This is a genomic window from Chryseobacterium aahli (assembly GCF_022699665.1).
GTDB lineage: Bacteria > Bacteroidota > Bacteroidia > Flavobacteriales > Weeksellaceae > Chryseobacterium > Chryseobacterium aahli.
Genome location: NZ_JALDNB010000009.1, coordinates 162,624 through 176,107 on the forward strand (window position 1 = coordinate 162,624; position 13,484 = coordinate 176,107).

Sequence of the window (13,484 nt, forward strand, 5' to 3'; positions counted from 1 at the left end):
TCTATTCTGCTTTTAATTTTAAATTCTGAAGAACTTTCTTCGGATCTTGGAATTTCACTTTTACTTTCTGATCGTCTTTAACTTTCTGAACACCTTCCAACAGGATTTTTTCATCCGGAGAAATACCTGAAGAAACTACATAGATATCAGGAAGTTCATAAGAGACTTTGATGTTTTTAGATTTTGCAACTCCATTCTTATCAATCACAAAAACATATTTCTGATCCTGAATTTCGTAAGTTGCTTTCTGCGGAATGATTAAAGCATTTTTAAGCGGTAAAGTCATACGAACTTTTCCTGTCTCACCATTTCTCAACAGCTTTTCAGGGTTTGGAAATTTGGCTCTGAAAGCGATATTTCCTGTTTCATTATCAAACTGACCTTCGATCGTTTGAATTTCACCTTGCTGATTAAACATTTCGCCGTTTGCCATCATTAAGCTTACATTTTGGCTGCCGCGATCTGCAACGTGAGTCTGGTAATTCAAATATTCAGGTTCAGAAACATTGAAATAACTGTAAATATTGGTATTGTCTGAAAGTGTCGTCAAAAGATCACCTTCATCAACCAAACTTCCTAATTTCAATGGAATTCTATCGATAATCCCAGAAAATGGAGCCTTAATATCTGTAAATGAAAGATGGATTTGCGCTAATTTCATTTCTGCATTGGCCGCATCCAATTTAGCTTTTGCCATTAATCTTTCGTTTTTTGAAACAATGTTGTTGCTGGCAAGAGTGCTTGCATTTTTCAGTTCGATAGAAGCCTGCTCAACTTCCGCTCGTGCTTTAAGTAATTCTGCCTGATAGATTTGTGGCATAATTCTGAACAAAGTTTGTCCAGCTCTTACATATTGACCTTCGTCTACGTAAATCTTCTCAAGGAAACCTTTTTCCTGAGCACGAACCTCGATGTTCTTCACCGACTGGATCTGAGCGACAAAATCTTTGTTAATAATCGTATCCATTTTTACAGGTGAAGTCACTGGATACACTGAATCTTCCTGTTTTTCTTCCTTTTTATCATTGCAGCTTGCAAGTAAAAGGACAGCGCTTAAGACAACGCCTGGGAGAACTCTTTTCATCATAATCTAGAGTATTATTAAAATCGTTAAATGTTAGTTTGAATAAATAATTCTGGGGAGTACTTACATTATGAAATCAGAATAGACCACAATGCAAAGCTTTTTCACTCCGGTTCGGGAACAAAAAAGGTAATTGGAAAATGAAATTTTAGATTCTGATCGAACGAATCAGAATGAATGTTTTTACAGAATGAACATGCTGTAAAAATTCAGAAATAGAAGGTTTAAATCTTTTCTTAAATAATAGTCCAAATGAATAAATCAATCCAAAAACACTCGCAAAAAAGATAATTGCTTGTACGGTATCGGATAGCTGAAAATCATCCTCCGTCAATTCTAAAGTAAAATTATCAGCACTGTCGCTTATCTGCTGAACAGTAAATTTCGAACTAGATTGATTAGAATGATCAACTTTATTTGGGTAATTGTGAGAAATATGACCAGAAAAGTCGCTTCGCAAAGTTTTGACATTAAGCTTGCTTTCCACTACAAAAAGCAGAAAAAGGCTGGTCAAAAAGTATACGATATAGTTTCTCATTTGAAGAGGCAAAGGTAAGTTTAGATTTTAATACTCAATTCACTATTAACAAAATTTAACTCTTCTTGAATTTCGCTGAAAAGTGAATGAGAGAAACAATAAATTACATATACCTTTAAAAAAAATACATAAACAGACTCCAAATTCTTTAAATTATTAAAATTTAACATATTTTAAAGAAAAATAATTGTAATTTTACACAACCAAATCAATATTAATTGAAACTCATAAAAATCACAACTACAAATGAAAAAATCTCTTCTCGGATTCTTTGTAATCCTCACACTAGCAGCGTGTAAGCACTCTGCAAAAGACCCAGACTTATCCGTAGTAAATACTGAAGCGGCGTCTCAAGACGACATTACAAAAGAAACTATTTCTGACCGTCATGGCGACGAAATGGAGGTAATAACCAACAATACGAAAGATATTATCACAGTACACCTTAACGGAAAAACGTATGAATTGAAGAAAAATCATTCTACTCCCGGATTTTCTACTGAGGATAATAAATATTTGTACACCGAAACAAAAAATGAAGTAACCTTCCTGAAAAAAGAAATGGATATGGTTTTATTCCATGGGAAAAGAAATCAGGCCGAAACAAAAATGGCTTCACAATAAAAATACAAAAGACGTTCAATTTGAACGTTTTTTTTTGTTTAAAACCTATCTAAAGAAATTTCTTGAGGCAATTCAATTTTATTTTCAATAAAATCATAAAGATTTTTGGAGAAATAACAGCCATTCAAAATCCCTCTAGCGCCCAAACCGTTGAAGACAAAAAAATTCTGATGCTCAGCATGTCTTCCAACAATTGGTCTTCGGTCTTTTACAGTGGGTCTAAAACCAAAGTGGACTTCTTCTATATCGAAATCAGACGGATAAAATTCAGATAGTCCTTTTTGTAGCTGCTCTACTGCGGACTGATCAATATGCTCATGTAACTGTTCCCTGTCGTAGGTTCCACCATAGAAATGCAAACCATTATTTAACGGAAATAAAAAATGTTTCTTTTTGATGGTAATATCTTTCTGAAGCGGCTGAAAAAGTTTAACTCTGATGTGATGTCCTTTATTTGGAATCACCGGAATATCTGAAAAGTAAGGATTATTTTTAACACCCATTCCTTCGCAGAAAATAATATTTTTAAACTGAAAATTCTGATACGTCGAGTTTTCAGCATTAACTTCATTATAATTAAATTTTTCTTTAATTAATTGAGCATTACTTTCATGAAATTCAAGTAAATCATTGAAAAATCCATGAACGTCTAATCTGGCAGACTGATTGACCATTCCTGAATTAAAATCATTTTTAACGCCTTCTAAATGCTTAAAGTTTTCGTGTAAAAATTCAGAAAGTTCTTCTGATTGCGATTTTTTAAGCCATAGTTTCTGTTCGTTCTCATCATGAAAAATTCTGTGAATGGAAGCATCAATTAAATAATTTGCTCCAGTATACTTTTCTATTTCATTGAGTGAGGTTTTGAGAAAATCTAATTGTTCCTGAGCGAGCCAAAAAGTCGTAAATTTTTTAAGAACAACAGGATTTATGATTCCTGCAGATATTTGAGATGCACTTTTCCTTCCTTCTGAAAAAATAACGAATGACTTGTTATTTTTTGTCAATTGATGGGAAAAAAATAATGCGGCATAACCGTCACCAACAATAATATAATCTACATTTTGCATAATAAAAAAACCTGAGTAAAAGTACTCAGGTTTTTTATAAATATCAAGTGAAATTTAGTAATTCCACATATCATTCTCCATTTGAAGAATTTGTCCTTTGATTCTGTCACTTTCTTCTAATTGCTCCTCAGCATTTCTAGGAATGTAGTCTTTAATAACACCATCACCTAAACCAGTTGAAGATTTATAAATAATAGAAGAAAATCTTCTTGCGTTGATTATATCGTCAAAAGATAAGTCTGCAGATGAATTATTTCTGTTGAAAACATAGTTGTTTGCTAAGATCTCTCTAGCTTTTGGATAGTAAATCCAAAATAAATCAACTAATTCATTAGCTCCTGCCATTGGTTTCCCTTCAGCATCAAGCCTTCCAATTGATGTAGGATCCGGCCCCATTGCAGCTATACCAAGAGGTCTGTATTTCATCTGACCATCTCTCTTATCAACAAACCACATTCCCATAATTTTAAGAACTTTAACTTTTTCAGTTGTAGTTACAATATGGTCAATAAGTCTTTTCTTTTCTTCTTCTGTAAGCTGACGTCCTGAATTTAGAATCTCAATAGCTTCCTCATCCATTCTTACGCTCTCCAACTTTTTCTCAATACCTTCCTTATTAAGTCTGGTAGTGAAATTTTCGTCATCATATACTTCTTCCAATTGCCCATTCATTGCAGCATCAAGAAGAATTTGGTATAATGATCTTGTAGTTTTTGAAAGTAAACCGTCTGGATTATCATAATAGAATGGCTGATTAATTTTATCATTCATGTCTATTATTTCCCATACCATCATACTTTTTGCGATGTCTTTATCATCTACAAAACCATATTCAAGTGGTTTTACCTTATTGCTAATAACAGTATCTCCCACTTTTCTCATATTTTCAGCTCTCATTTGTCTGAACTCTTCCGGAGAAGAAGCATTTAGAATAGTTTGGGAGAATGCAAACCCAGAAGCTAAAACTAAAAGACTGCTAATATATTTTTTCATAATATGAATTTACAAATTAATCTTATTGAACGTTAATTGTTACAGGTGAAATTTCTTTCAGTCTTTGATTACCAAGTCCCGTTGCAGTTGCTTGAATATCATAAATCTGAACAACATCACCGGATCTAAGATTTCTTAACAATCCTTCAGCCGCAGATAAAGAATTACCTTGAATCATTGTACCTGCTCTACCTGGAAGTTTCAAAATGAAACTATTTACAGTAAATGTAACTGGGAAGTCAAAATCAGGTAGCGTTGCCGCAACAATCTGATTTGGAATAGAAGTTACAGGCATAAAATTAACCGCTTTACCTCTAATTTGTCCTTGTGGTCTAGGAATACCTTTAATTCTATATTCAAATACCTGAGAAACAGATTTTCCTGTTGGATCTGTACCAGAAAGTGTTAATTTAACAGTATTTCCAGTAGAAGGAATAACATCCCATTTACCTTTACCTGTATTTTTAACAACAGCTCCCGGAGCAGATAGAGATAATTTAGCATTGTCTGCACCAAGGATAGATCCTGTTACAGGGTTTTCTAAACCTCTATACATTACATTCATCTTATCAGCAGAAAGTAATAAACCTTGTTCAAGCTTCACTTGCTGTGGACCTGCAATTACATTATAGGTATGAGTGAACGGGAATTGCTGTGCTTTTCCTGTAGCATCCGTCAAAGTAATTACACCTCCAATTTTCTTCTCACCAAGACCTCCGGTATTTAAAGGAAGATATCCTTTACCGTTTTCTTGCCTGCTTACACCACTGATGCTGATTTTATTGCTGTTAGAATAAGTTCCTAACATAATCACTGCTTCAGCTTTCTTTCCAGACTGGATATCAGCAGGAGCAGAAACAATTGCCTCATATTGGTTAAACTTGATACTTGCATCTACTTTCTCCTGAAGCATTAAAGCTAATGCATCAGACTGCACGTTTCTCGCATCATTCTGAATAATTTCTAAGTTAGAAATCGCAGCAATTAAAGGTTGATTGTAGAATTTATTCTGAAACCAAGTTTTTCCGTTTGGAGATTTACCATTAGCATACTCTGCAGACAATGAAGCATTTGCTCTTTCAACTAACTTTTTCAGTTGCTCATTATTTCCAAATTTGGTATTAATGTAATTTCTTACATCATCCATCTTCTTTTTAAGCTCTAAAGCATTTGCTGAAGGACTATTTTCATCACCATCTTTGAAAAAATATTCTATTGTAGCTTCATTATTATTCAATGCTGAGAAGTTCTCGCTCACATCCATATCCTTACCGGTTGCTGGATCTTTATCAATAAACTCTGATTTCTTTTTAAGGGTTTTTTTAACTTCTTCTGTAGAAGATACCAAAAGATCTAGCTTTGCTTTAAGACCTTTATAATCTTCCCAAGGCTGAGCATAAGTATCTGGTACCTGCTGAGCTTTAGCTTCTAAAGTTTTCTCAAAAATATCTTCGTTTTTCTGCTCTGTCAAGAACCTTGTTTCTTTAAGAGCTCTCGTAGAATCATAATATGATCTAATGATCTCAACATCAATGTTTAGGGCCATCATTGCGATGAAAACCAGATACATTAGGTTGATCATCTTCTGACGTGGAGTCTGTTTTCCTTTTGCCATTCTCTTTTCTTTAGTTTTTTATTAAATTAATGGTTCGGGATTATGACTTCATTGCAGTTAACATACCACCGTAAACTCTGTTTAAGCTGTTTAAGTTTGTTGTTAAACCTTGTAATTCTTGATTAAACTTCTCAGAATGTTCAGCTGATTTCTGCATATCTTCAACATATTTTTTAGCAAAATCAGATTGTCTCTGACCACTTTCTAATTGCATTGCATATAGAGCGTTCATGCTTTCCATGTGTTGAGCAGCTTTGTTTAACTGATCGTTATACTTGTGAGTAGAAGCAGATACATCAACAGTTTGGTTGATTTGATCTACCGAACTTGAGAATTTATCGATTCCTGTTCTTAATCTGTCAAATAACTGTACATCTAATTTTGCATCCTGAAGCATCTTATCTAATTTACCAGATAGAGAGTTTTCTAATTCAGCAAAATGATCAATCGTATTTTTAGAAGAAACATTTGAATGTAATGGGTTTGGGTTTGCATGCTTATCTAATAGTTCAGGATAAACATTTTCCCAATGGTAAGACTCTTCAGCTGCTGGAGGGTCAAAAGCGAAAATAATAAAGATAATTGCCTCTGTAACAAGCCCTACTGTAAGTGCGATGTTACCATTGATTGGGCCAAATGAAATGTGAGTAATTTTAAGCCAAGCTCCAAGAATTACAATTGCAGCACCGAATGAATAGAAGAAATTCATCCAAGCATCTTTAGTCTTAAACATATAAGTTAGTTTTTTTTAATGTTAAATAAAATAGTTTCTGAAAATAATTTAATTGAAGTGATTCTTATTTGGTAACTCTTTTTACCTTCACAGCTGCTTCAGGAATATCCTGTACTGTTCTGAATCCGATGTAACTTCTTGCAGAATCTTTACTTTCATAATCTCTAGATCCGTTCATCAACATATATCCAACATCTTTCCAAGAACCTCCTCTTACAGATCTTTTAGAATCTTCTCTATCTTTAGTAGAAGGATTTAAAGTTGAAGAAAAACCATATGAAGAGTTATTATATGCAGACTCGGTCCATTCAGAAACGTTTCCAGCCATATCAAATAATCCGAATCCGTTTTTCTTGAATTTCTTCACTGGAGCAGCATACATATAAGTACCTTTTTTAGCATCTTCCATATAATCACCTCTTTTTGGCTTGAAGTTTGCAAGATAACAACCTCTATCATCCATCAAATAAGGACCACCCCAAGGATAAGTAGCATTTTGCTTACCACCTCTAGCAGCATATTCCCACTCTATTTCGGTTGGAAGACGGAAAGAGATTGGTCTTTGTTTCTTTCTTTTCATGCTTTCATTGTAATCAGACTTTAATTTTGATCTGAAGTTACAGTATGCTCTCGCCTGATCCCAAGTTACCCCAACAACAGGATAGTCTTTGTAAGCTTTGTGCCAGAAATATTGTTCGAATAATGGTTCGTTATAAGTAAAGTGGAAATCTTTAACCCAAACAGTTGTATCAGGATAGATTGCAATACTTTCGCTTCTCAAGAAGTTAACACCTCTTTCGTTTTCTGCGAGAGCAGCATTCATATCTCCCCATCTATAATTATATTTTAATTTACTAACATCAAGAAGTCTTTCGCTACCAACTCTAGAAGAAGCTGGTAAATACATAGATTCTAAAACTTCAGCATATTCTACATCTGGATATTTAGATGTATTCCAATGCAATGGAATTTTCCAATCTAATTTTTTAGTATCATCAAAACCGTCTCTACCACCTGCACCTTCAAGATATTCTTGATACGCAGTAAGGTTTTCTTCTTTTTTTGCAAGGTATGCATAATCTCCTATGCCTGTACCTTTACCACCACCTTCTCCACCTTCTCCAGCAGCTTCAGCAAGCATGGTTCTTGCAATAGAGTCTCTTACATAATTAATAAATACCCTGTACTCTGCATTAGTAGTTTCAGCTTCATCAATAAAGAATGAAGATACAGTAACTGTTTTCAGTGCAGCTTTCTCAGGGCTTCCCGTAGGATCCCAATCAGCTAAACCTGCAACAAAAGATCCACCAGGAATGGCAACCATACCAAATGGTCTTTCTGCAACAAATGATTTTGTTTTTTCTCTAGGTATCAATTCCCCTTTTGTTCCTGGCTTCCCAACAGAAGAAGATCCACCACCTGAACAAGATACCGATGCTACCGACGCAGACAATAATAAAAGAAATATCCTTTTCATGTTAATTTTTATAATTAAGCCGTAAATATATAATTTTTTTAAGAAACTTTTAAGATTTTTTTTAGAATAACGAAAAAAATCTAAATTTATTTTATTTGCAAGTATTTTTACTCAACAGTTACAGATTTTGCAAGGTTTCTCGGCTGATCAACGTTTGCCCCTCTATAAACCGCTATGTAATAAGCGAGTAGCTGTAAAGGAACAGAGGCAACAATTGGTGAAAAACACTCAGAAGTCTCAGGAATCTCAATAACGTAATCTGCCATAGCACTTACCTGAGTATCTCCTTTATTTACAACTGCAATTACTTTCCCTTTTCTAGCCTTAATTTCCTGCACATTGCTTACAATTTTATCATAATGACCTTTTTTAGGAGCAATGATTACGATCGGCATATTTTCATCAATCAATGCAATAGGCCCATGCTTCATCTCTGCTGCCGGATAACCTTCTGCATGGATGTAGGAAATTTCTTTCAATTTCAATGCACCTTCTAATGCTGCAGGATAATTGTAACCTCTTCCTAAATAAAGGAAATTGGTTGCATTAATAAAATCTTTAGCAATGCTTTGTGTCAATTCGTGAGTAGCCTCTAAAACTTCCTCAATCTTTTTAGGAATAGCATTCAATTCAGCTGCTAAGCTCATGAATTCTGCATTTCCTAGGTTTCCGTTATGCTTTCCTAACTTCAATGCAATAAGCGATAGAATCGTAAGCTGAGCAGTAAATGCTTTGGTAGAAGCAACACCAATCTCAGGACCTGCATGAGTGTAAGAACCTGCGTCTGTAATTCTTGCAATTGAAGAATCAACTACATTACAAATACCATATATAAATGCACCTCTTTCTTTCGCCAACTTTAATGCTGCCATTGTATCTGCAGTTTCTCCTGACTGAGAAATAGCAATCACAACGTCTTTATCCGTAATAATTGGGTTTCTGTATCTGAATTCAGAAGCATACTCTACTTCAACAGGAATTCTTGCAAATTCTTCAATTAAATATTCACCAATAAGACCTGCGTGCCATGATGTACCGCAAGCGATAATGGTAATTTTGTTCGCATTTTTGAATTTCTCAAGGTGATCCCAAATTCCAGCCATTTTGATAATTCCTTCTTCCACAAGGAGTCTCCCTCTCATGGTATCGTGAATTGATTTTGGCTGTTCAAAGATTTCTTTCAGCATAAAATGCTCATAACCACCTTTTTCGATTTGCTCTAAATTTAATTTAAGCTCCTGAATTTCAGGAACGATTTTAGAGTTATCATTAATTGTTCTGATGTCTACACCCTTTTCTAAAGAAAGAATTGCCATGTGACCTTCTTCTAAATAAATGGCTTCTTTTGTAAATTCTACGAATGGAGAAGCATCTGAGGCAATAAAATATTCCTGATCGCCAATCCCGATTGCTAACGGAGAACCTAATCTTCCCACAACCAAAACTCCAGGATAATCTTCGTGCATTACCGTAATTGCATAAGCACCATATACTTCATTTAAAGCATATCTTACAGCAGTAGGAAAATCTGTTTCCGTATTTAATTCTGTAAAGTACTGAATCAAATTAACCAAAACTTCAGTATCTGTTTCAGATTTGAAAGTATATCCTTTATCCGTAAGCATTGTCTTTATGGTATCGTAATTTTCTATAATACCATTGTGAACGATTGCTATTTTCCCGTTATTAGAGACATGAGGATGAGAATTTCTATCGCTAGGAACACCATGTGTTGCCCAACGTGTATGCCCCATACCTACTTTTGCAATTCCTTTTAACTGACCAGAGATATTAACAAGGTCATCAACTTTACCTTTAGTTTTTTCAACGTTAAAACTATTGTTTTCACCTTCTAAAACAATTCCGGCACTGTCATATCCTCTATACTCTAATCTTCTAAGACCATTAATGACAATTTCATAGGCATCTTGAAAACCTGTATAACCAACTATTCCGCACATAACTTAATCAAGTGTTTTTGTTTTTTTATTTTGTACCGTAAGTAACTCTTAACTGAATTTTATTAGGATTTAAAGGATCAGCAGATCCTATAAATACTGCCCTATCTATAGAGAAAGGTCGAGATGTAAATTGATACCCTGCTAAAGTATTTCCTGTAGAAGACTGCAAGAAATTCCCCATATCGATTTTGAAATATTTATCCTCATACTTTATTCCTTTCTCAACAATTTCTTTCAATGATTGAGTTACTGTAAAATCATAATATGCAGGATTTTTTTCTAAATCATAAGCTTTCAAATATGCAAAATTGGGAGTTGCTGACAATAATAACAAATCTTGTGTAAAATTTGTAGTCGCTTTTCCATCTACAATATCTTTCTGTACAATAGTCAATAAGGTTGGTTTCTTATACTTATTATTCCAATCAACCTTATCTGTGTACATTCTGATTTTTGCAGAGATAATCCCTGCTTTATTATCATTATAGAGTTTTCTCAACTTTTCTATTTCCGTAGGAGAAAATTTAATTCCTATAGAATTACCTCCCATTCCCTGAGCGAAAAGTTTAGCGTCACCTGTTGTAGTATTTGGAGGCAGTGCTGTTCCTGCTGCAGATCCTGCTCTATTATACTGATAATTTCCAATATGAGCATTTCCGTTTCCTATAGAGAAAGCATATTTTGTCTGAGGTCTGGTAGTAGTACCATTTTCTACTTTGTCAGATTTGTAATACATAATCAATTCAACCCCAGAAGGTGAAAATTGTACTAAGTAACCATCATTTTCCTCAACTGAAATTTTCAAACCTCTGAAATATCTGATGAAACTTGCTACATCTTTCAATTCAGGCTGACCTTTTTTATTAATGATTTTTGTTTGAAAGAACTCTGGTTTCAACGGTATTCTAAAACCAGCTTCTGAAGAAAATAATGAACTATTATCTGAATCTTTTGTTATAGCAATAGAATTTACAGAACCATTAAAGGTTTTAGAACCTAATTGCTCACTTGCATTTAAATTTACTGCGTAATCTTTATTAGAATAGGCAATATCACTATAGCCATTTAAAAAATCAGTAACCTCTTGTACTTTAACCGTTAGATTTCCACCATTAGCCTTGGTTCTTCCATATTTGGTTGCACGATAAGTGTTAACTACTTTTTTAGCAGCTACTGCTCCATCAGGATAAACATAACTTTCATCAGTCGTTGTCGTCAAAGAATCTGATGCATAAGTCGGTTTTATTACCAATACTACAGAGTCTACCACTGCATTTGTTCCGAAATCAGGATCGTATGCTGCCAATCTCAACTGTGTGTAATAAGATGCTTTCTGCATCCCAAACTGATTTTCATTAAAAGCTCCTAAAGTAGCAAGCCCCAATTTTGCAGCATCACTTCTTATACTGTCATTATTATTAATATTATAAGCGATAACGTCATAAGCAACTTCATTACCTGCTGCAGCGCCATCTAAAAATAATTGTTCACCCAGAGAATCCGGATCAGGTTCGCAATTGTAAACCAACATCCCTCCAAAAATCACCATTGAAAGTATAGTGAAGGCTTTTTTCATATTATAAATCATCAAAATGTTCTTTTAATATAGTTTATTGATAGAATCTATGTCTAAATATTCTGATTTTGCAGTAGACGTTTCGTTAAAAGCTTTATCTAAATCCCCTTCTAAGAATTCATCACCTTTTACAACCTCATCTACATACTTCATACTTTCAATCACAAAACTTTGAAAGCTTGGTGTATTTAACGCTTCTAATCCTGAAATATTATCAAACTGTAATTTTTCCACGATACTTTTATCTAAAGGAGCATCCTTTTCATTATATAATGAAAGAACAATTTTCGCATCTTTGAAATAAGTGTCAGACTGATAGAATGTTTTTAAATAAACAGGAATGAAAGAAGCCATCCAACCATTAAGGTGAATAACATCCGGTACCCAGTTTAATTTTTTGATTGTTTCGATAACGCCTCTTGCAAAGAAAATTGCACGCTCGTCATTATCTGGGAAACCTACGCCCTCGTCATCAAAATAATATTGTTTTCTTTTGAAGTATTCTTCATTATCGATAAAATAAACCTGAAGTCTTTCTCCCGGAAGAGAAGCTACTTTTATAATAAGAGGCTGATCAAGATCGTTGATGATAATATTCATCCCAGAAAGACGGATTACCTCATGAAGCTGAAATTTTCTTTCACTTATTTGTCCAAATCGTGGCATAAAAACTCTTACATCATTGCCTTCTTGGTGCATTTTAAGTGCCATTTTGTTTACCACTGTTCCTAAGTTTGTATCTTCCTGATAAGGGTACATCTCTGTGGTAATGTACAGTATTTTCTGATTGGGCATATAATTTTTATATAATTTTAAATAATGCTATAAGTTGCAAAATTACAAAAAAACATCCAACATTATTGTAATTAACATTTTTTTACGATAATCACTACGGTTGAACTACTAATTCCTGAAAATTAATACAAGATATTTTAGTATTTTTGAATTACTATTAAAATAAATTATGGAAGTTCTAAAAAACAAAAAAACACTTCAGGATTTTATTGAAAGACAGAGAGAAATGGGCAAAAAAATAGGTTTCGCTCCCACAATGGGTGCGCTACATAATGGTCACCTCTCTTTATATGAAGCTGCCAGAGCAGAAAATGACTTGGTTATTTCTTCGATATTTGTAAATCCTACACAGTTTAACAACGCTGAAGACTTAAAAAAATATCCTAGAGATACTAACAGAGACATCAAGATTCTTGAAACATCCGGCTTGGTTGACGCTGTTTACATTCCGGAGGTACAGGATATTTATCCTGAAAAAGCAGAAAGCCAGCATTATGATTTTGAAGGCCTGGAAAATGAGATGGAAGGAAAATCACGCCCAGGGCATTTCGATGGCGTGGGAACTGTGGTTGAAGAACTTTTCAGACAGGTAAAACCAGACAATGCTTATTTCGGCGAAAAAGATTTTCAGCAATTGGCGATTATTAAAAAAATGATCGAAAAGAAACAACTTCACATCAACATTCATGGAGTTGATATTTACAGAGCCGAAAACGGATTAGCATTGAGCTCAAGAAATCAAAGACTCACTGAAAACAGAAGAGAAGATTCTAAAGTGATTTATGAAACGCTTGTAAAAGTGAATGATTGGTTCAGAACGGTGTCGATTCCTGAGATTAAAGATAGAGTTAAAGATATTTTTGATGATCAAGTAGGAATGCAGATGGAATATTTTATGATTGCAGATGAAAACACTCTGAAAGAAACCGATTTTTTTTATAAAGATAAATCTTACAGAGCTTTTATCGTAGTAATGGTAGATGGCGTGAGATTGATTGACAACATACATTTAGATTGA

The 13,484-nt window shown here is 34.1% G+C and carries 12 protein-coding genes; 2 read left to right on the plus strand and 10 right to left on the minus strand.

Translation table 11 applies throughout. The annotated features are described in order from the left end of the window. Position 1: 1 nt before the first annotated feature. Together MQX03_RS14970 and MQX03_RS14975 are read right to left on the minus strand one after the other, a co-directional pair. Complete coding sequence (locus tag MQX03_RS14970) at positions 2-1,084, minus strand: efflux RND transporter periplasmic adaptor subunit (RefSeq protein WP_242804068.1); 1,083 nt, start codon at positions 1,082-1,084, stop codon at positions 2-4. Between the two features lie 148 nt (positions 1,085-1,232). Beyond that, positions 1,233-1,622, minus strand: coding sequence for a hypothetical protein (locus MQX03_RS14975; RefSeq protein WP_242804011.1), 390 nt, complete (start codon positions 1,620-1,622; stop codon positions 1,233-1,235). 246 nt (positions 1,623-1,868) lie between these two features. On the opposite strand from MQX03_RS14975, the gene MQX03_RS14980 reads away from it, so the two are divergent. Beyond that, the gene (locus MQX03_RS14980) at positions 1,869-2,246 is read left to right on the plus strand and encodes a putative periplasmic lipoprotein (RefSeq protein WP_242804012.1); all 378 of its coding nucleotides are present in this window, start codon (positions 1,869-1,871) and stop codon (positions 2,244-2,246) included. A gap of 38 nt (positions 2,247-2,284) precedes the next feature. Here the strand turns inward: MQX03_RS14980 and MQX03_RS14985 are convergent, their stop codons facing one another. The 8 genes from MQX03_RS14985 to MQX03_RS15020 all read right to left on the minus strand — a co-directional run bounded on the left by MQX03_RS14985 (position 2,285) and on the right by MQX03_RS15020 (position 12,466). Continuing rightward, positions 2,285-3,316: an NAD(P)/FAD-dependent oxidoreductase gene (locus tag MQX03_RS14985; protein ID WP_242804014.1), complete on the minus strand. Its 1,032-nt coding sequence runs from the start codon at positions 3,314-3,316 to the stop codon at positions 2,285-2,287. A 54-nt stretch (positions 3,317-3,370) separates the two neighbouring features. After that, complete coding sequence (gene porN / locus MQX03_RS14990) at positions 3,371-4,309, minus strand: type IX secretion system ring subunit PorN/GldN (RefSeq protein ID WP_242804016.1); 939 nt, start codon at positions 4,307-4,309, stop codon at positions 3,371-3,373. 22 nt (positions 4,310-4,331) lie between these two features. Continuing rightward, the gene (gene porM / locus MQX03_RS14995) at positions 4,332-5,924 is read right to left on the minus strand and encodes a type IX secretion system motor protein PorM/GldM (RefSeq protein WP_242804017.1); all 1,593 of its coding nucleotides are present in this window, start codon (positions 5,922-5,924) and stop codon (positions 4,332-4,334) included. 40 nt (positions 5,925-5,964) lie between these two features. Then, entirely contained in the window at positions 5,965-6,657 is a 693-nt protein-coding gene (porL, locus tag MQX03_RS15000) for a type IX secretion system motor protein PorL/GldL (protein ID WP_129536209.1), read from the minus strand. 64 nt (positions 6,658-6,721) lie between these two features. Next, positions 6,722-8,134: a T9SS ring complex lipoprotein PorK/GldK gene (gene porK, locus MQX03_RS15005; protein WP_242804018.1), complete on the minus strand. Its 1,413-nt coding sequence runs from the start codon at positions 8,132-8,134 to the stop codon at positions 6,722-6,724. Between the two features lie 107 nt (positions 8,135-8,241). Then, complete coding sequence (gene glmS, locus MQX03_RS15010) at positions 8,242-10,095, minus strand: glutamine--fructose-6-phosphate transaminase (isomerizing) (protein ID WP_242804019.1); 1,854 nt, start codon at positions 10,093-10,095, stop codon at positions 8,242-8,244. Between the two features lie 25 nt (positions 10,096-10,120). Then, positions 10,121-11,671: a DUF4270 family protein gene (locus MQX03_RS15015; protein WP_242804020.1), complete on the minus strand. Its 1,551-nt coding sequence runs from the start codon at positions 11,669-11,671 to the stop codon at positions 10,121-10,123. A gap of 24 nt (positions 11,672-11,695) precedes the next feature. Further along, positions 11,696-12,466, minus strand: a complete 771-nt coding sequence (locus MQX03_RS15020) for a glycogen/starch synthase (RefSeq protein ID WP_242804021.1) — start codon at positions 12,464-12,466, stop codon at positions 11,696-11,698. A gap of 169 nt (positions 12,467-12,635) precedes the next feature. Between MQX03_RS15020 and panC the strand changes: the two genes are divergently transcribed. Then, entirely contained in the window at positions 12,636-13,484 is an 849-nt protein-coding gene (gene panC, locus MQX03_RS15025) for a pantoate--beta-alanine ligase (RefSeq protein WP_242804022.1), read from the plus strand.

Coding starts and splice junctions, on each gene's coding strand:
- porL (WP_129536209.1), bottom strand. CDS start 6,657: ATGTTTAAGACTAAAGATGCTTGGATGAATTTCTTCTATTCATTCGGT.
- glmS (WP_242804019.1), bottom strand. CDS start 10,095: ATGTGCGGAATAGTTGGTTATACAGGTTTTCAAGATGCCTATGAAATT.
- porK (WP_242804018.1), bottom strand. CDS start 8,134: ATGAAAAGGATATTTCTTTTATTATTGTCTGCGTCGGTAGCATCGGTA.
- MQX03_RS14980 (WP_242804012.1), top strand. CDS start 1,869: ATGAAAAAATCTCTTCTCGGATTCTTTGTAATCCTCACACTAGCAGCG.
- porM (WP_242804017.1), bottom strand. CDS start 5,924: ATGGCAAAAGGAAAACAGACTCCACGTCAGAAGATGATCAACCTAATG.
- MQX03_RS14985 (WP_242804014.1), bottom strand. CDS start 3,316: ATGCAAAATGTAGATTATATTATTGTTGGTGACGGTTATGCCGCATTA.
- MQX03_RS15020 (WP_242804021.1), bottom strand. CDS start 12,466: ATGCCCAATCAGAAAATACTGTACATTACCACAGAGATGTACCCTTAT.
- porN (WP_242804016.1), bottom strand. CDS start 4,309: ATGAAAAAATATATTAGCAGTCTTTTAGTTTTAGCTTCTGGGTTTGCA.
- MQX03_RS15015 (WP_242804020.1), bottom strand. CDS start 11,671: ATGAAAAAAGCCTTCACTATACTTTCAATGGTGATTTTTGGAGGGATG.
- panC (WP_242804022.1), top strand. CDS start 12,636: ATGGAAGTTCTAAAAAACAAAAAAACACTTCAGGATTTTATTGAAAGA.
- MQX03_RS14970 (WP_242804068.1), bottom strand. CDS start 1,084: ATGAAAAGAGTTCTCCCAGGCGTTGTCTTAAGCGCTGTCCTTTTACTT.
- MQX03_RS14975 (WP_242804011.1), bottom strand. CDS start 1,622: ATGAGAAACTATATCGTATACTTTTTGACCAGCCTTTTTCTGCTTTTT.